At 63.1% G+C, this 17449-nt stretch carries 17 protein-coding genes; 10 read left to right on the plus strand and 7 right to left on the minus strand.

What is annotated here, in order from left to right:
- Nucleotides 1–23: 23 nt before the first annotated feature.
- The 4 genes from aat to G4G27_RS03060 all read right to left on the minus strand — a co-directional run bounded on the left by aat (nt 24) and on the right by G4G27_RS03060 (nt 4187).
- Nucleotides 24–794 carry a leucyl/phenylalanyl-tRNA--protein transferase gene (gene aat / locus G4G27_RS03045; protein ID WP_183111963.1) on the minus strand — a complete coding sequence of 257 codons (771 nt, stop codon included), beginning with the start codon at nt 792–794 and terminating at the stop codon, nt 24–26.
- Complete coding sequence (locus tag G4G27_RS03050) at nt 791–1504, minus strand: AAA family ATPase (protein ID WP_183111965.1); 714 nt, start codon at nt 1502–1504, stop codon at nt 791–793. The genes aat and G4G27_RS03050 overlap by 4 nt, the downstream gene beginning before the upstream one ends.
- An 881-nt stretch (nt 1505–2385) precedes the next feature.
- Complete coding sequence (locus G4G27_RS03055; protein WP_183113580.1) at nt 2386–2769, minus strand: hypothetical protein; 384 nt, start codon at nt 2767–2769, stop codon at nt 2386–2388.
- 116 nt (nt 2770–2885) lie between these two features.
- The gene (locus G4G27_RS03060; protein ID WP_183111967.1) at nt 2886–4187 is read right to left on the minus strand and encodes a type VI secretion protein ImpB; all 1302 of its coding nucleotides are present in this window, start codon (nt 4185–4187) and stop codon (nt 2886–2888) included.
- Nucleotides 4188–4305: 118 nt separating this feature from the next.
- Here G4G27_RS03060 and G4G27_RS03065 point away from each other — a divergent pair, with 118 nt between their 5' ends.
- On the plus strand, nt 4306–4707 hold the full coding sequence (locus G4G27_RS03065; protein ID WP_244624528.1) for a thioesterase family protein: 402 nt from the start codon (nt 4306–4308) through the stop codon (nt 4705–4707).
- A 172-nt stretch (nt 4708–4879) separates the two neighbouring features.
- Nucleotides 4880–6898: an FAD-dependent oxidoreductase gene (locus tag G4G27_RS03070; protein WP_183111969.1), complete on the plus strand. Its 2019-nt coding sequence runs from the start codon at nt 4880–4882 to the stop codon at nt 6896–6898.
- 78 nt (nt 6899–6976) lie between these two features.
- Here the strand turns inward: G4G27_RS03070 and G4G27_RS03075 are convergent, their stop codons facing one another.
- From G4G27_RS03075 to G4G27_RS03085, 3 genes are all read right to left on the minus strand, one after another.
- A complete protein-coding gene (locus G4G27_RS03075) occupies nt 6977–7477 on the minus strand; it encodes a DNA-deoxyinosine glycosylase (protein WP_183111971.1) in 501 nt (166 codons plus the stop codon).
- A gap of 94 nt (nt 7478–7571) precedes the next feature.
- The gene (locus tag G4G27_RS03080; protein ID WP_183111973.1) at nt 7572–8078 is read right to left on the minus strand and encodes a DUF1993 domain-containing protein; all 507 of its coding nucleotides are present in this window, start codon (nt 8076–8078) and stop codon (nt 7572–7574) included.
- 144 nt (nt 8079–8222) lie between these two features.
- Nucleotides 8223–9797 (minus strand): VWA domain-containing protein, encoded by a 1575-nt coding sequence (locus G4G27_RS03085; RefSeq protein WP_183111975.1) that lies wholly within the window; start codon nt 9795–9797, stop codon nt 8223–8225.
- A gap of 149 nt (nt 9798–9946) precedes the next feature.
- Between G4G27_RS03085 and G4G27_RS03090 the strand changes: the two genes are divergently transcribed.
- From G4G27_RS03090 to G4G27_RS03125, 8 genes are all read left to right on the plus strand, one after another.
- Nucleotides 9947–10273 carry a DUF962 domain-containing protein gene (locus tag G4G27_RS03090; RefSeq protein WP_183111976.1) on the plus strand — a complete coding sequence of 109 codons (327 nt, stop codon included), beginning with the start codon at nt 9947–9949 and terminating at the stop codon, nt 10271–10273.
- A gap of 239 nt (nt 10274–10512) precedes the next feature.
- Nucleotides 10513–11505 carry a cysteine synthase A gene (locus G4G27_RS03095; protein WP_183111978.1) on the plus strand — a complete coding sequence of 331 codons (993 nt, stop codon included), beginning with the start codon at nt 10513–10515 and terminating at the stop codon, nt 11503–11505.
- Between the two features lie 50 nt (nt 11506–11555).
- On the plus strand, nt 11556–11858 hold the full coding sequence (locus tag G4G27_RS03100; RefSeq protein WP_183111980.1) for a hypothetical protein: 303 nt from the start codon (nt 11556–11558) through the stop codon (nt 11856–11858).
- Between the two features lie 338 nt (nt 11859–12196).
- Nucleotides 12197–12691 carry a division/cell wall cluster transcriptional repressor MraZ gene (locus G4G27_RS03105; protein ID WP_345940666.1) on the plus strand — a complete coding sequence of 165 codons (495 nt, stop codon included), beginning with the start codon at nt 12197–12199 and terminating at the stop codon, nt 12689–12691.
- Nucleotides 12692–12729: 38 nt separating this feature from the next.
- Complete coding sequence (gene rsmH / locus G4G27_RS03110) at nt 12730–13659, plus strand: 16S rRNA (cytosine(1402)-N(4))-methyltransferase RsmH (RefSeq protein WP_244624529.1); 930 nt, start codon at nt 12730–12732, stop codon at nt 13657–13659.
- A 2-nt stretch (nt 13660–13661) separates the two neighbouring features.
- Nucleotides 13662–14282 (plus strand): hypothetical protein, encoded by a 621-nt coding sequence (locus G4G27_RS03115; RefSeq protein ID WP_183111984.1) that lies wholly within the window; start codon nt 13662–13664, stop codon nt 14280–14282.
- Nucleotides 14279–16012 (plus strand): penicillin-binding protein 2, encoded by a 1734-nt coding sequence (locus G4G27_RS03120; RefSeq protein WP_183111986.1) that lies wholly within the window; start codon nt 14279–14281, stop codon nt 16010–16012. Before G4G27_RS03115 ends, G4G27_RS03120 begins: the two co-directional genes overlap by 4 nt.
- Nucleotides 16009–17424, plus strand: coding sequence for a UDP-N-acetylmuramoyl-L-alanyl-D-glutamate--2,6-diaminopimelate ligase (locus tag G4G27_RS03125; protein ID WP_183111988.1), 1416 nt, complete (start codon nt 16009–16011; stop codon nt 17422–17424). Before G4G27_RS03120 ends, G4G27_RS03125 begins: the two co-directional genes overlap by 4 nt.
- The last annotated feature ends 25 nt before the right edge of the window (nt 17425–17449 follow it).

Here is a 17449-nt window from a genome sequence, read left to right on the forward strand (position 1 = left end):
CTCAACGTCGTGCTTCACCCGATCTATGATGTATGGGCCAAGAGCTGCGAGATGACCTTCCCCGAAGGCGGGCCGGATTCGGTGAGCGCTGGTGATAGCGCGCCGAAAGATGGCGCTGCGACGCCACGGTCGAGCGAGAAGAAGTCCCCGGCCGCTCCCGAAGCAACACCTTCGCCGGTGCCGACTACGCCAGCGATCGCGCCGGTCAACAATCCGACATAATCGGCCCGGCTGATTTCGACCGCGCCGAGCGAGGCGAGGTGGTCGGTCATGAACTGGCAATCGAGCAAGGTGAATCCGCCAACGCGCAACCGTGCGACAAGCCAGGCGATCGCCACTTTCGACGCGTCGCGCGCGCGGCTGACCATGCTTTCGCCGAAGAACGCCTTGCCCAGCGCCAGGCCGTAAAGTCCGCCGACCAGATCGTCGCCGTCCCACACTTCGATCGAATGCGCGAAGCCCATCGTGTGGAGCTTGAGGAAAACCTGCTCGATTTGGGTGTTGATCCAGGTGTCGGGCCGGTCCTGTGCGGATTCGGCGCACAGGTCGATGACCCGGGCGAAGGCGGCGTCGGCGGTGACGCGGTAGCGATCGGCAACGATCGTTTTCTTCAGCGAGTGCGAGAGGTGGAAACCGTCGAGCGGCAGGATCGCGCGCTCCTTCGGTTCGACCCAATAAACGCTGTCTGCATTGCGTGCATCGGCCATCGGGAAGACGCCGACGGCATAGGCGCCGAGCACCAGATTGGGATCGAGCGGGACGAGATCGAACGCCGCATCGGGCGTCCCCTTCATGCCGAAAGCCGTTTTTCGATGGTCTGCCACAATTCGGTAAAGGCCTGCCCGCCGGCCGATCTGGCGGCGAAACTGCCGACCGGCGCGCGCCTCACCGCCATCGATTCGACCACGCTCGCCATCGGCACCACGGGCCAGTCGGGGTGGCGGGCGAGTGCTTCGGCGTGGAGTTTGCGCCGGCGGTCGACCATCGAATGGACGGGGAGTAGATTCGCCTTGCCGCCGAGGTGCTTCACCACTTCGGTATAGGCACGTTCGGACAGTGGTGAAGGAATGACGGGCACGACGATCAGATCGGCGGCGCGCATCACCTGGTCGCTGGTCTCGGTCAGACCGGGCGGGCAATCGAGCAGGATGCGGTCATAGGATTTGCGCAAGCCGGTGAGCAGTTTCTGCAGCCGCTTCTTCTTGTCGAGTTCGTGGAACAGCAGGTCGAGCCCGCGCAGCGAGGCGTCCGCGCCGATCAGGTCGAGCCGCTCGATCGCGGTCTTGCGTACCAGCTTTTCCGGTTCGACATCCTTGGAGAAGACCGACTGGGCCTGCTCCTTCGTCTTGCCGTCCGACAGCAGGAAACTGCTCGCGGCCTGCGGATCGAGATCCCAGAGCAGGGTGCGGCGCGACGACTGGATCGCCGAACACCAGGCGAGATTGACCGCCAGCGTGGTTTTGCCGACGCCGCCCTTCAGACTGTAGATCGCGATCGTCGCCACGCGCGTCCTCCGCTGTTGCAAGCGGCATCGTGCCGGAGGGTTGTGACGGAGGCAAGGCGATGGATCGAAATCACTTGAATTTCGGCCGTCTCATGACTCGATTCCCTTGGCTTGAGAAGCCTCCTGCAGAGCCAGGGCGGTCCGCTACGAATGTAGATATGGCAGGTCCGAGTGTGATGTGAATCGACCTCTAATCTCTAGGTCAGCGCGGAAAGTCTGGTGGATGGTCGGGCGAGATATGGGACACCCTATGTTGTATATCTCCAGAGTCGGGAAAATGCGGTAACTCTATGATATATCACATGATTATGGTAAGAAGTTATGGAGCACGCAAGGCGGCGCTAATTAGTATTGTGTCCCCGTAATTAAACGGTCGCCGCCCGTTAGCGAACGTGGGGTGCCTTCTCAAAAAGATGCGCTAACTGTGGCGAGGCATCCCAATGTGCTGGCCTCAGGCCGCTATGCCCTCTCCATACCGGGGCACCACTCCACTCGGCGCGGTAGGCTTGTAGCGAGCCAAGGATAGTCTCCCGCGCGTAGGACGATGCGGCGGGATCATCATCGAATCCCGGTTCCCAAAGGCAGCACGGACAGATGCCGAGAGGAATGCCGCCTCTCTCATCGTAGGCGTCCGTCACCACATATTCTGGAAAGCCGCATGCAGGGCACAGCAGCTTGCCTTGGTCATCACGGACGTTGAACTGACGAGGGTCAACCATCCCTGGTTCTTACGAGAGGGGAAGTCTGCTTTCCACCCCTTGCGGCGTCTTTAGCGGACAGTCCGAAAACCACCCAAAGCAGAATGCTGCGCAATCAATCATCGCCAAAAAAAGGCCGGTGGATCGCTCCACCGGCCGCTTGTTCCGTTTAAGCGTAACCGTTCAGGCGCGGCAGGTGAGTGTGCCCTTGCCCGGCCGGGTCAGCGTGATGTTCTTCGGGTTGCCGGTCAGCGAGTAACCCTCGGCGACGAGCGGCTTGCCGGCTTCGTCAGCCTTGAGCACGGTCGTCGGGCCGGTCTTTTCCGACTTCACCATTGCCTGCTTGTCGCCCTGGAAGAAGGTGACATAGGCGAGACTGTTGTCCTTGCAGCGGAAGGTGACTTCCGCCTTCATCGCCGGCGGCAGTTCGACCGGGGCGCGGTTGGCGATCGCATCCGCTTGAGGATCGGATGAAACGCTGGTCACCACTTCCGGTGACTTGCTGTTGTTACAGGCCGACAGCGCGAGCAGCGCGACGGCGACGAGCGGGATGGTGCGGTTGATCATGTCGAGGGACGCTTCGCGCACGCGAAAGAGTTCGTCAAGAGCGTAGATTTCCGGCCGAAGCGAGCCTTTTGCGCTGCAGCAAAATGGACATTTATGTTTGCTGAACAAACGATTGGTTATTCATGGAATTCGTCGAGATCGGGGATGCGGCCAAACGCGATCTTGGTGCCGACGCGGTCAATGCGGCCGCCCGATTGGGGACCAAGACTGACGGCGTTGCGGCCGAATTTCTCGTTGATGCGGTCCATCGCGCGGCTGAGTGACAAGGTGCGAGTCTCGCGGGCGAGCGGATCATTGGGGTCAAGCAGGCCGAACAGGGACTGCTGTTCGCCGGTCACTGGCTCGATCTCGCCCAGAGTCACACCGATCATGCGGATCTGAAAATCGCCGGGGCGGATCTTGCCCGCCGCATAAAGCAGGGGAAACAGCGTCTCGAGCGCGGCGAGGACGGCGAAGCTGTCCTGAGTCGAGGAGAGTTTGCGGCTCGCGCGCCAGGTCGATTTGTCGTCCTCGAACCGCGCATGGAGTATGAGCAGGCGGCTGCGATAGGATTTTCGGCGCAAGCGGCTCGTCGCCTTGAGCGCGAGGCGGCGCGCGGTGAGCCGCACTGCCTCGGGGCCGCGTTTGCTCGGCGACAGGACATGGCTATGGCCGATCGAACGGCTCTGCGTGGCTTTTTCGGGCAAGTCGACGCCGTGCAGCAGATACCAGAGCCGGTCGCCATTGGTGCCGCCCCAGGCGGTGCCGGCGTCGCGCGGACGGCGTTCGCACAATTGGCGGATATCGTTGACCCCGTCCTGTGCGAGCCGCTTTTCCATCTTGGCGCCAATCCCGCAAATGTCGCGCAAGGAAAGGTCGTAGAGCCGTTCGGGCAGGGTCTCGGCATCGAGGACGACCAGCCCATCGGGCTTCTGCATATCCGAGGCGAGCTTGGCGAGCAGGCGGTTGGGCGCGATGCCGACCGAACTGGTCATGCATTCGCCGATATTGGCGCGAATTCCCGCCTTGATGCGGCGGGCGAGCGCGATCGCGTCGGCGCGGCTATTCTCATTGTCGAGCAGGCGGCAGGCAACCTCGTCGATCGAGCAGACCTTGGTCACGGGCACATGTTTCCAGATTTCCGCGACGATCGCATCGTGGAATTCGACATATTTCTCATGCCGGGCCGGCGTGATGATCAGGTCGCGGCACAATCGCTTGGCTTCCCAGACTGGCGTGCCCGTGGTGATGCCGTAGCGCTTCGCTTCAACGCTGGCGGCGATCGCCACGGTGGTATCGCTGTCGACCGGCGCGACGAGCACCGGCTTGCCGCGCAATGCCGGATCCAGCTGCTGTTCGACGCTGGCGAAATAGCTGTTCAGGTCGAGGAACAACCAGCGTAGCGGCCGCGGGGGCAGGATGAGCGAGTCGTTGGGCACTGCTGGAACAATAGCAGAACATCGGCGCGCGGAACAGGATGCCGTAGCGGCGGATAATTCGCCGAACAAAGCGTGGAAATTAATCGCAACGACACGCTTTCGTCCCTATATGGGGAGGGTGAGCACCGCGATCCCCCATCAATATAGCGTCGGCATCGATCCCGCGGACATCGACTTCATGGGTCATGTGAACAACGCGTCCTACCTGAAATGGGTACAGGATGCCGTGGTCAATCACTGGCAGCGTTTTGCTCCGGCCGAGGCGGTCGCAGGGCATCTATGGGTCGCGCTGAAGCACGAAATCACCTATCGCAAGCCGACATTTCTGGACGATGAGGTGATCGCCACCGTGTTGCTCGAAAAGGTGCAGGGCGCGCGCGCCTTCTACCAGACGATCATCAAGCGCGGCGAGGAAGTGCTCGCCGAGGTTCAGTCGAGCTGGTGCTGCCTAGACGCCAAAACCTTGCGTCCGGCGCGGATCGCGGAAAGCATCTCGGAGCTGTTTTTCCATAAGGACTGAGGCGAGCAACGACGGCGGCCATACCCTGCCGAAATCCCGCAACTCCAAGAATTCCGTGGCGACACGGCAGTAACCACCAATCCGGTGCGTCTCGCGCTGGTCGCGTTTCCCTTTCGGCGCTAACATCGCATGCGGCGGACAAGATGGTCCGTCAAACAGGCGGGGGCGCCCTATGCATAAACCGTTCAATTTCGTTCAGGCGGCGATCCTGAAGGCGATGACCGAAGCGCTGTTCCACGGTGTCGAGATGAAGATCCCGTCGTCGCAGGTCGTCGCCAATATCCAGCATCAGTTCGGCATGGTCACAGGTGGCAAGCCGACGCAGATCGGGCTGTCGCTTTATCTGATCTGCCTGGTGATGGGCGGGCCGTTCTTCCTGTTGTTCGGGCCGGCGTGGGGCGCGCGGCGGGTGGAGAAGCGGCTGCATATGTCGCGCAACAATTTGATGCAGGACCTCGCCCGGACCAGAGGCATCATCTATGCCGGCTATTACGGCCATTGGGACGGGGTCAGCGAAGACGATAATCGCAACAATGTGGTGCTGGCGTCGATCGGCTTTACGCTGCCCGCGCATCGCATGCGTACGCTGAGCGAAGTGCCAATCGCGCCGTTTCCCGGTCGTGAACTGGGCCATGACGATATCCTTCGTCCCGATCAGGTGCCCGTCTCCGCCGGCGTGATCGTGATCGGGTCGGGCGCGGGCGGTGCGGTGGCGGCGGCGAACCTCGCCGCGCAGGGCCATGACGTGCTGATCATCGAAGCGGGCGCGCATTTCCCCTCAAGTGCGATCACGCATGAGGAGCGCAAGATGACCGCCCGGCTCTTCGTCGATGGCGGCGTGCAGACCAGCCGCGACAATGATGTGGTGCTGTTCCAGGGACGCTGCGTCGGCGGGTCGACCGCGATCAACAACGGCATCTGCCTGCGCGTCAAGCAGGACGGGCTGACTCATCCCGCCGCGCGCGACGTGTTCGCGAGCTGGGCCGCACTGGGCGGGCCGGTCGATGAGGCGCGTTTCGTCCACGCCTATGAGGCGGTTGAAGCGCGGCTGGGGATTGAGCCGATCGATCCGCAAAGCGGACGCAACAATGGCACGCACTTGCTGCGCGGCTGGGCGGCACATGCCGCAGCGAGCGACGATCCGCTCGATCGGGACGCGGTCGCGACCTGGTTCAGCAAGAATTACGGCCCGCGCAGTATCGGCGCGGCGTGCGCTTATTGCGGCTATTGCAATACCGGCTGCCCCTATGGCCGCAAGCAAGGCATGGCGCAGTCCTATCTGCTCGATGCGCGACGGAGCGGGGCGCAGATCCTGGCAGATACGACAGTCGAGCGGGTCCGTTGGCGGCCCGGCCTGGCTGATGGCAAGCGCGTGGCCGACGGGGTCGAGATCACGCTGGCGGACGGTCGCACGCATTTCGTGCGCGCCACCACCGGCGTGGTCGTTGCGGCCGGCGCGATGGCGTCGAGCCGGCTTATGGCGGCCAGTGATGTGGGCAATAGCGGTAACGGCATTTCACTCAACATCGCCTGTCCGGTGGTCGCGTTGATGCCCGAAGGGACGGGCATCGCCGGGGAAATGCGATCATGGGACGAGGACCAGATGGCGACTTACGTCGATCGCGGCGATTTCCTGCTCGAATCGCATTTCCAGCCGCCGATGAGCATGTCGACGCTGATGCCGGGCTGGTTCGACACCCATGCCGCGCGAATGCGCCATTATGGCCGGCTGGCCTCGGCCGGCGTGTTGTTCCCGGTCGACCGGCAAGGCAGCATGAAAGGTGGCAAGCTGCACCTCAAATTTCGCGACGATGTCGAATTGCCATTGCTGCGGCGGGCGCTGTCCACACTGGTGCGGGTGCATTTCGCGGCTGGCGCGATCGAAGTCTATCCCGGCTTGGCGCGGGGACAGGCGCTACGGCCGGACGATGATGTCGAGGCGTTCTTCGAAGAGGCAATCCAGGCGGCGGACGATGTCGTGCTGTCGAGTTCGCATCCGCATGGCGGCAATGCGCGCAACGCCGACCCCGACAAGGGGGTGGTCGATCTCGAATGCCGTCTGCATGGGGTAAGCAATGTGCTGGTGACCGATGCGAGTACCTTCACCAGCTGTATTCGCGTCAATGCTCAGCTGACAACGATGGCGATGGCGCAATATGCCACCAGCCGGGATCCGTTTGCGAGGGCGTGATCGAGGGTCGGCGGCAGACCCGATATTTATTCCTTTTCTCCCCTCCCATGAAGGGGGAGAAGGTGGGCTGATGCAGACCTATTGCTCGATCAGATAGCGGCGCAGATTTTCCCATGCCGGTAGCTTTGCCGCCATCCCGACAGTGTGCAGCGGGCTGCTCGAAGGCAAGGCGACGCGTGCAACATACGGCGCGGTATCGCCGAGTTGCTTTATCCCGTGGCGATAGGCGGTGGCGCCGTTGAAACCGATCGCGCGGAGACCGGGCAAAGTACCGACCAGCGCGGCCAGATCGTTGGCGACATGATCCTGGATTGCCGCGTCGCTGCTGCCTTCGCGCCGCGCGCTCGCCACGACATCCCACAGGCCGATATGCGCATCGTGCAGGGCGACGAGGCGCACGTCATAGTCGAGCGGGGCGAGATCGCGGCCGATCACTGCCGACATCAGCCGCCAGAACTGGTTCTGTGGATGAGCATAATAACGTGCCTCGGCGAGCGACCGGTCGCCGGGCAGGCTGCCGAGCATGAGTAGACGAGTGCCCGGATCGACGATGGGCGGGAAGCTGTGCTTGGTGGTCATCTGTCCAGATTTAGGTCAGTCAGGCGGCGCGTCCAGCGTCGATCCGATTGCAGGACGCGGCACTCGGCGGACTGGGAGCTAGGCGGACTGGGAGCTAGGCGGCGCCGAGATAGTCCAGCTTGCCCACGGGTACGCCGTTATGACGCAGGATCGCATAGGCCATGGTGACGTGGAAATAGATGTTGGGCAGCGCGAAGGTCAGGACATAGCTGCGGCCGGTGAAGGTGAGGGTGCGATTCGGGGTCTGGAACGAGACCTCGGCCTCTTCCTTGCCGTCGAGCGCGTCGCGCGGGATCGTGGCGAGCAGCGCCTTGGCCTTGGCGATGCGCGCCTGGAGTTCGGTGAAGCTGATTTCATTGTCCTCGAACACGACATTCTCGATCCCGCCGACGCGGGTCAGCACGCCCTTGATCGAGTCGGTGACGCGCTGCACCTGCGCGGTGAGCGGCGCCATGTCGGGTGCGAGGCGCGAGCCGAGCAGCACCGCCGGTTCGAAGCCCTTTTCGACGGCGAATGCTTCGCCCTTGATGAGTACGCCCGAAAGGGCATCGAGTGCGCGGCCGAAGACAGGCACGGTGAGATCATAGAGTGATGTTGTCATGACGGCGGTTTAGTCGCCTGAAAGACCGGCGTCGATGGTGTGGTAACAGTTTTTCCGTCCCGATCGGGTGCGGTTGAGAAAGATATGCCGGCTCTTGGGATATCTTTCTCGACCACGCTCGAAACGAACGGAAAGGGGTGGTTTCTAGTCGATCAACAATGCGGTCTTCACCGGCGCCTGCGCCTCGGCGAGTTCAGTCAGCTTGACGAATTCCTGGCGCCAATAGCCGTCCGGGTTACCCGCCATGCGGCGGATATCAGCGAAGCTCGTCGCGCCCAGTCGCGTGTCACCGCGCAGCTTTTGCCCGAACGCCGCGACCGATGTGACAAAGGCCATGTCACCGCGCGGGGCGGGGGCGTTCTGCAGCAATTGTGCGGCAATGGGGCGTTCGATCAGGCGTGAGGTGTCGCCGTCGGGCAGTTTGTAGCGCAGCCGGACAAAGGCGAGTTCGCCATCCTGGCCGCCTCCTGCCTGCCTGCCACTGGAGACGCGTTTATTGTCGGCATAGCGGCGTTCGGACGACCAGCCTTTCGATCCGGCCGGCACGACCTCGTACAGCGCGGTGACCTGATGCCCGGCGCCGATCTCGCCGGCGTCGACCTTGTCATTATCGAAATCCTGTTCGGCAAGTGCGCGGTTTTCGTAGCCGATCAGGCGGTACTGGCTGACATAGGCGGGGTTGAACTCGACCTGGATCTTTACGTCCTTGGCGATGGTAAACAGGGTCGAGGCGAGTTCCTCCGACAGCACTTTCTTCGCCTCCATCGCGCTGTCGATATAAGCGTAATTGCCGTTGCCGAGGTCGGCCAGCGACTCCATCAGCGAGTCGTTGAAATTGCCCTGGCCGAAACCGAGCGTGGTGAGCGTGATGCCGTCGTCGCGGTTGCGTTCGATCAGTTGTTCGAGCTGTTTCTGATCGGTCACGCCGACATTGAAGTCGCCGTCGGTGGCGATCAGGATGCGGTTGATGCCGCCCGTGATGAAATTGGCGCGCGCCGTCGCGTAGGCGAGTTCGATGCCTTCGCCGCCGGCGGTCGACCCGCCTGCGCCGAGCTGGTCGAGCGCGGCCTTGATCTCCGACCGATCGCTGGTCGGGTCGAGCACGACGCCGGCCGCGCCTGCATAAACGACGATGCCGACCTTGTCCTGCGGCTGGATATTGTCGGCGAGCATACCCAGTGCCGTTTTGACCAGCGGCAGCTTGTCGGCGTCCTCCATCGACCCCGACACGTCGATCAAAAAGACGAGGTTGGCGGCGGGGCGTTGCGCATAGCTCAAATCATAACCGCGCAGGCCGATGCGCAGCAGCCGCGTATCCGAATTCCACGGCGTCTGCGCGACATCGGTGGTGACGCTGAACGGCTGCGATCGATCGGTCGGCAGCGGGTAATCATAGCGGAAATAATTGACCATTTCCTCGGTCCGCACCGCATCCTGCGGCGGCAACTGGCCCTGAGTCAGAAAGCGGCGGACATTGGCATAAGCGCCGGTATCGACATCGACCGCGAAGGTCGAAACGGGCGTGTCGGCGACCATGCGTACCGGAGAGATTTCGTTGGCCTTGTACTTTTCACGGTTTTCGTCGGGGGGAGCGCTCGGCTCCGCGACGTCCGCCACGGAGGCATCTTGATAGGGCTGGTTGGATTGCTGCCCGGACGGGGAGCAGCCCGACAGAATGATCGCGCATCCCGCGATCGACACAAGCGACTTGTAAAGCATCCCTGAATCCTCTGCCACAATTGAGCCTTATTTCGGCCCAATTTGTGACACGCTATAAAAAGGGGCGCAAGTGATTTAATATCTCATGAGGGGATATTCCCTGTCATGTCGCAGTTTGCATCGTGAAGCCGCTCAGCTAGCCTGAGAGAATGGCGGAAAAGATCACCAGCTATGCGGCGTTCTGGCTCTTCTATCTGCGCGAACATGCAAAGATGGAGACCCGGCGGCTGCACTATATCGGCACCACGCTGACTTTTGTGTTTCTGGTCATCGCGCTGGTCAGGGGCGGATGGTGGTGGGCATTGGTGCCGCTGGCCGGATACGGCTTTGCCTGGATCGCGCATTTCACCGTCGAGAAAAACCGGCCGGCGACCTTTACCTATCCGCTCTGGTCGCTGGTCAGCGATTACCGGATGTATTTCCTGGCAATGACCGGGCGCCTGACGCCGCATTTGCGCGCTGCGGGCGTATCCTGATCAGAATGGTCTGATCAGAGTGGACCTGATCAGAGTGTGGGGCCGATATCGGTTTGCGCGAAATTGTCGCCCTTGAAAAAGCCGCGGTGCGCTGTGCGAAGCACGGGATGTCGACGACGCACCCGAGGAATGAAGGTGCGCCGCCGATTCGGTTCGAGCAGGGCGAAGATGGTTTGGCTTCCATCGTTTGTAGGATGGCTGTGCTTGCCGATCGGGTATCGCCGCCCCTATCTAGCCGGATGACCATCGTTCCCAATACGCTCGCCCTGATCGGCAACACCCCGCTCGTCCGGCTGAACGGGCCGAGCGAGGCCAGCGGCTGCGACATTTTCGGCAAATGCGAATTTGCCAATCCGGGCGCGTCGGTGAAGGACCGCGCCGCACTTTATATCGTCGAGGATGCGGAGGCGCGGGGCGCGATCGAGCCGGGCGGGACGATCGTCGAGGGCACGGCGGGCAATACCGGGATCGGGCTGGCGCTGGTCGCCAATGCCAAGGGGTACAAGACGATCATCGTCATGCCCGAGACGCAGAGCCGCGAGAAGATGGACACGCTGCGCGCGCTCGGCGCCGAGCTCGTCCTGGTGCCGGCCGCGCCTTATTCGAATCCGGCGCATTTCGTGCACACGTCGCGTCGGATCGCGGAAGAAACGCCCAACGCGATCTGGGCCAATCAGTTCGACAATATCGCCAATCGCCGCGCACACATTGTCGGCACGGCGGAGGAAATCTGGACGCAGATGGATGGCCGGATCGATGGCTTCACCTGCGCAGTCGGGACCGGCGGGACGCTGGCCGGGGTGGGCCTCGGGTTGAAGGCGAAGGACGAGGCGGTATGCATCGCGCTGAGCGATCCCCATGGCGCCGCGCTCTATGATTATTACGCACATGGCGAGCTCAAATCGGAAGGCTCGTCGGTCGCCGAGGGAATCGGCCAGGGGCGGATCACCGCCAACCTCGAGGGCGCACCGGTCGATACCCAATTCCGCATTTCCGACGCGGAAGGGATGGAGTGGGTGCGCCGATTGCTCGCCGAAGAGGGCCTGTGCCTAGGGTTGTCGTCGGGGATCAACGTCGCCGGCGCGGTCGCGCTCGCGAAGCAGCTCGGGCCGGGCAAGCGTGTCGCGACGATCCTGTGCGACACCGGATTCCGCTACCTCTCGACGCTCTACAATGCCGAGTGGCTGACGGCGAAAGGCCTGCCGGTACTACCCTGGCTCGCGACGGATTGAGCCCTGGCATCGACAAGATGGTGTTCATGCGATAGTTTTGGTCGATAAGCATGAAAATGGTCGCACCGGATCCTGGACAGAGGACGCAGCGCGTCAAGGTCGGCATGATCGGCCTTGCTGCCGTCCTGTTGCTGATTGGCCTTGCCGCTGCGATTTTCGCGACGGCAAGCCGCGAACGCGGCGTGCTCGGTGGAGCAAACCCCGATGTCGTCGCCAATCTGACGATCGGCAACGATACGGTCGCGGTCGGCGACGGCAGCGAACCGCTTGCCGATCTTGGCCTGACGCCGAGCACCGCGACCGAAGAAGTCAATGTTGCCGAGATCGCCAACAACGCAGCGAAGCCGCAGTGAAGCGTGCGGCGGCCATCCTGGATTCGGCCGGGTGGTTCGGGGAAATCATGGTCGTGGACTGGGTCAGACCGGGCATTGGCCGAGTCTGTATACGAACCAGCGTGAACACACAGAGAACAGATTGTTATGGTTAAGGAAAAATCGCTCAGAATCCCGTCAGGATAGCCAATTACCCCGGTTTTCCCGCGAATTCCCCTTGAATCCCCGGCTCACCCAAAGTAACCTTCTTTTCTTAGAGGGGCATACTCTTTCGCCTGCGCGAGACAGGGCCACGGGGACGGTTAACGCCAGTTTCGTGGAACGAAGGTTTGTGCCTGCCTCATATGGGGTAGGCTTTGGTGGATCGGATCGACTATCAAGGGGACGGTATCGGGCTTGTCGATGACAAGTTCCGGGTCGCGATCCCTGCGTCGCTTCGGTCGGCGCTCGCCACCAACAGCCCCAGGGCTGACGGCAAGGACGGCGGCACTGTCATTGTCGGCGTTCACGAAAGCAGCCCCTGCCTAATCGCATATGACGAGGGCTATCGCGCTGTTCTGAAAGATCGCGCTGCCCTGCGCGAGGCCGCCTATATGGCTGAACACGGCGCGCATAACCCCAATTTCCGCCGTGAAGCGTCGCAAGGCGAGCCGGTGCCGTTCGACGGCAGCGGCCGCTTCATCATGCCCGCTTTCCCGAAATTCCACGCCAATATCGACACCAACGCGTTCTTTTACGGCACATTCGATTGCTTCGAGATCTGGGACCCCAAGACCTTGCTCGAATCCAATGTGGCCGAAGTGATGAAATCGTGCGTGCGCTTCCACTGCAAGCAGAAGGGGATCGTGTTGTGATCTCCGATGCGGCTCTCGATGCACCTCATGTGCCTGTCATGCTTGCTGAAGTCATTGACGCACTCGCCATTGCCCCCGGCGAGTGCCATGTCGACGCGACCTTCGGTGCCGGCGGCTATTCAAGGGCGATGCTTGCGGCCGGTGCGCGTGTCTATGGTTTCGATCGTGATCCGGACGCAATCGTGGCCGGCCGCGCGTTGGAAGCGGAGTCGGGCGGCGCCCTGACACTGGTGCCTGCGACCTTCTCCGCGATGGAGGCGGAACTGGTGGCGCGCGATGCGGTGCCGGTCGACGGCGTAACGCTGGATATCGGTGTGTCATCGATGCAGCTCGACCAGGCCGAGCGCGGTTTTTCATTCCAGACTGACGGGCCGCTCGACATGCGGATGAGTCAGGAGGGGCCGACCGCGGCGGACTTCGTCAACACCGCCGATGAAAGCGACATTGCCGACGTGCTGCACGACTATGGTGATGAGCCCCGTGCTCGCCGTGTCGCGCGCGCGATCGTGGCGGCACGACCGATTACGCGGACCGGCGAGCTGGCACACGTCGTGCGCCGCGCGCTCGGCTACAAACCGCACGACAAGAAGGACCCGGCGACGCGCACCTTTCAGGCGCTGCGCATCGAAGTCAATCGCGAGCTGGGCGAACTGGCCGATGGGCTTGCCGCAGCGGAGCGCGTGCTCAAGCCGGGCGGGACGCTGGCGGTGATCACCTTTCATTCGGGCGAGGATCGCCTGGTGAAACGGTTCCTGCGCGAGCGGAGTGGTTCGATGCCCGGCGGTTCGCGGCATCTTCCGGAGTTGTTGATCAAGGAAAAGCCGAGTTTTGAAGAGGTTGGCCGCGCAGTGCGGGCCGGCGAGGCCGAGATCGCGCGCAATCCGCGCGCGCGATCGGCGACATTGCGGACGGCGCGGCGGACGTCGGCCGCAGCGTGGTCGAGTACTGGGTCGAGTAAAGGAGCGTAACGATGTTGACGGTGGCATGGAAAGGTCTGGGCTGGTTTCTCGGCAGCGTCGCCGTGACTCTGGGGTTCCTGCTGGTTCCCCTGCAGGTCGCGGCGGAGCGCAAGAAGTTGGACAAGACGGTGAGCGAGATCACCCGGGCACAGCGCGATATCCGCGCGCTCGAAACCGAGTTCGAGACACGCGCGAACATCGCCCAGCTCGAAAAGTGGAACGGCGATACGCTGCGCCTCGGTGCGCCCGTGTCGATGCAGTTCATGCCCAATGAGGCGGCGCTGGCGCAGGTCGACTTCACGCGCCCTTCGCAGGGCGGTGCAGAGGTTCAGATGGCGTCGCTGGTGCCGTCGCGTGGCGAAACGATTACGCCTGCGGTAGCGACCAGTGCCCCGGCCCCCATGGCGACCTCGACCACTGCCCGCCCCGTGATTGCTGTCGCTTCGGTCACGCCGAATCGGCTGGCAGGTCAGCAGACGGTTCAGCCGGCGGGCGTGATTGCGCCAGTGCGTACCGCGACGATCAAGCGTCCGAAGCTTCAGGCCGTGGCGATGCTCGATCGCCAGTTGCTCAGCGATTCGGTCCTGGGTGACTTGGCCACCGGCGCCTCGCGGGAGGCACGCCTGCGGTGAGTGTGCTCGTCGCCCGTCCCTTGCCGCAACGGCGCCTGACCGGCCAGCGCCATGCGCTGGTCGCGACCGCGCATATGCGGCTGATGATCCTGATGCTGCTGTTCGCCGCCGCGATCGCGGTGGTGCTGATCCGGCTCGCGGTGTTCGGCCTGTTCGCCGAAGCGTCCACGCCGCGTCTCGCGCAGATCGGGCCGGATTGGGCGCGGGGCGATATCGTCGATCGCAATGGCGAACCGCTGGCGCGTACGATCGAGGCCTGGGCGATCGGAGTCCATCCCGGCAAGCTGCTTGGCGACAAGCATGAACTCGCGGCGCGTCTGGCCGAACTGATGCCGACGCATGACGCCGGCTGGTTCTATCAGCGGCTGATGCTGGGCGTGAACTTCACCTTTCTGGAACATCACGCTTCGCCGTCGCTGGTCGAGCAGGTTCATGCGCTGGGCGAGCCGGCGCTGGTCTTCGATAAGGAAGCCGCGCGGCTTTATCCACAGACCACGCTGGCCGCGCATGTTCTCGGCTTTCTCGGCCAGAACAAGAATGACAAGCGCATCATCGAAGGACAAGGCGGAATCGAGCGCGCGTTCGAGGAGCGGCTGACCGATCCGGTGCAGCGCGGTACGCCGCTGGCGCTGTCGATCGATTACCGCGTGCAGGCGGCGATGGAGAGTGAGCTGGGCGCGGCGATGGCGTCGTTCCAGGCCAGGGGTGCAACCGGCGTGGTGCTCGACGTGCATACCGGGGAGATCATTTCGATGGTATCCCTGCCGGTGTTCAACCCCAACAAGGTCGGCGCAGCCAACCGGGAATCTCTGCGCAACAATGTGACGCAGAGCGTCTATGAGCTAGGCTCGACCTTCAAGCCGATCACCATGGCCGCGGCGATCGAAAGCGGCGTGGTGACGTCGATGTCGAAGCGTTACGACGCGACTCAGCCGCTGCACGTTGGCGGTTTCACGATCCATGACGATCATTCGCAGAAACGTTTCCTCAACGTGCCCGAGACGCTGATCCATTCGTCGAACATCGTCACTGCGCGGATCGCCGACGAAATCGGCAAGGACCGCATGCAGGCGATGTTCAAGGCGATGGGTTTCGACGCCAAGCCCGATATCGAGATCCGCGAGAAGCAGAAGCCGATCTGGCCGGTGTTCTGGGCGCGCACCACGGTGATGACCACGGGTTACGGGCACGGTATCGCGGTGACGCCGCTGCACCTCGCCAACGCCTATGCGACATTGGTCAATGGCGGCATCTGGCGGCCGACGACCCTGGTCAAGGTCGCGCCGGGCAAGGCGCCGACCGGCCGCCGCGTCCTCTCCGAGGCGACCAGCGCGCGGATGCGCCAGCTGTTGCGGCTGATCGTGACGCAAGGGACCGGCCGCAAGGGTGAAGCGCCGGGTTACCGCGTCGGCGGCAAAACCGGCACTGCCGAGGTTGCCGGTGCGGGCGGGTATTCGAAGAAGGCCAATGTCTCGACCTTCGCTGCGGCTTTCCCAATGGACGCGCCGCGCTATGTGGTGGTGGCGATGCTCGATTCTCCCATTGGCAATGCTCAGTCCTTCGGTCTGACCACCGCCGCCTGGACGGCGGCGCCGGTGGTCAGCCGTGTGATCACGCGTACCGGTTCGATGCTCGGTGTGATGCCAGACAATGGCCGCGATGTTGACGTGTCCGACCTGCTGCCCTTGCTGTGGCATGCGCCGGGCGAAAATACGGCTGATCCGGAATGAAGCTCGGCACGCTGACCGGTGGCGGCGAGACCGGCACGGTCAGCGGCTTCGCGATCGACCATCGCAAGGTGGCGAACGGCACGATCTTCGGCGCATTCGAGGGCGCGAAGGTCAATGGCGAGGATTTCATTCCCTCGGCGGTGACATCGGGCGCGATCGCGGTGGTTGCCCGGCCCGAAGCGAAAGTGCTCGGTGCGGTGCATATCGCCGATGCCAATCCGCGCCGGAAATTCGCTCAACTGGCGGCGCGTTTCTTTGCGCCGTTCCCCGAAACGGCGGTTGCGGTGACGGGGACCAATGGCAAGACCTCGACCGTCGAAATGGTGCGGCAGTTGTGGCGCATGTCCGGTTATCATGCCGCGTCGATCGGCACCCTTGGCGTGACGACGGCCGATGACCGGGTGTCGACCGGTCTGACCACGCCGGACATCGTGACTTTCCTGTCCAACGTCGCGGGTCTGGCGCGAGAGGGCGTGAGCCATGTCGCATTCGAGGCATCGAGCCACGGCCTGTCGCAATATCGCACCGAGGGGCTGCCGGTACGCGCGGCGGCGTTCACCAATCTCAGCCGCGACCACCTCGATTATCACGGCACGATGGAGGCTTATCTCGAGGCCAAATTGCGGTTGTTTTCCGAAATACTCGAAGCCGATGGCGTGGCGGTGGTGTGGGCCGACGATCCGAGTTCGGCACGCGTCGCGGGGATTGCGAAAGCGCGCGGCATCCGCCTCATCAGCGTTGGTACGCAGGGCGAGACATTGAAGCTGGTGTCGCGCGACCCGACCCTGCTTGGCCAGGGGCTGGTGATCGAGGCCGGGGGCAAGTCATACAAGATCAATCTGCCGCTGATCGGCGCCTATCAGGTGGCCAACGCACTAACCTCGGCTGGCTTGGTCATCGCGACCGGCGGCGATGTCGCCGCGACGCTGACGGCGTTGTCGCGGTTGCAGCCGGTGCGTGGGCGGCTCGAGCGTGCGGTGATCGCGCGGTCGGGCGCGCCGGTCTATGTCGATTATGCGCACACGCCGGATGCGCTCGAAGCAGCGATCGCCGCGCTCAAGCCGCATGCGGCGGGGCGGCTGATCGTGGTATTCGGCGCTGGCGGCGACCGCGATCAGGGCAAGAGATCGGCAATGGGCGCGATCGCCGCGGCGATGGCGGACAAGGTGATCGTGACCGACGACAATCCGCGTTCCGAAGATGCGGCGGTAATCCGCGCGATGGTGATGCAGGGCGCGCCGGGAGCAACGGAGATCGGGTCGCGGCGCGACGCGATCGGCGCGGCGATCACTGAGGCCGGGCCTCAGGACATCGTGCTGGTTGCCGGCAAGGGGCATGAGCAAGGGCAGATCGTCGGCGACATGGTGCTGCCGTTCGACGATGTCGGCGTCGCGCGGGAGATGGCAGCGTGACGGCATTTTGCAGTTCTTTTCCGCT

Source organism: Sphingomonas sp. So64.6b (assembly GCF_014171475.1).
Lineage (GTDB): Bacteria > Pseudomonadota > Alphaproteobacteria > Sphingomonadales > Sphingomonadaceae > Sphingomonas > Sphingomonas alpina_A.

Bases quoted from the DNA above. Each gene is read 5' to 3' on its own strand.
- G4G27_RS03075 (WP_183111971.1), bottom strand. From the start codon at position 7,477: ATGACCACCAAGCACAGCTTCCCGCCCATCGTCGATCCGGGCACTCGT.
- aat (WP_183111963.1), bottom strand. From the start codon at position 794: ATGAAGGGGACGCCCGATGCGGCGTTCGATCTCGTCCCGCTCGATCCC.
- G4G27_RS03115 (WP_183111984.1), top strand. From the start codon at position 13,662: ATGTTGACGGTGGCATGGAAAGGTCTGGGCTGGTTTCTCGGCAGCGTC.
- G4G27_RS03085 (WP_183111975.1), bottom strand. From the start codon at position 9,797: ATGCTTTACAAGTCGCTTGTGTCGATCGCGGGATGCGCGATCATTCTG.
- G4G27_RS03070 (WP_183111969.1), top strand. From the start codon at position 4,880: ATGCATAAACCGTTCAATTTCGTTCAGGCGGCGATCCTGAAGGCGATG.
- G4G27_RS03055 (WP_183113580.1), bottom strand. From the start codon at position 2,769: ATGATCAACCGCACCATCCCGCTCGTCGCCGTCGCGCTGCTCGCGCTG.
- G4G27_RS03080 (WP_183111973.1), bottom strand. From the start codon at position 8,078: ATGACAACATCACTCTATGATCTCACCGTGCCTGTCTTCGGCCGCGCA.
- G4G27_RS03095 (WP_183111978.1), top strand. From the start codon at position 10,513: ATGACCATCGTTCCCAATACGCTCGCCCTGATCGGCAACACCCCGCTC.
- G4G27_RS03100 (WP_183111980.1), top strand. From the start codon at position 11,556: ATGAAAATGGTCGCACCGGATCCTGGACAGAGGACGCAGCGCGTCAAG.
- G4G27_RS03090 (WP_183111976.1), top strand. From the start codon at position 9,947: ATGGCGGAAAAGATCACCAGCTATGCGGCGTTCTGGCTCTTCTATCTG.
- G4G27_RS03125 (WP_183111988.1), top strand. From the start codon at position 16,009: ATGAAGCTCGGCACGCTGACCGGTGGCGGCGAGACCGGCACGGTCAGC.
- rsmH (WP_244624529.1), top strand. From the start codon at position 12,730: ATGCTTGCTGAAGTCATTGACGCACTCGCCATTGCCCCCGGCGAGTGC.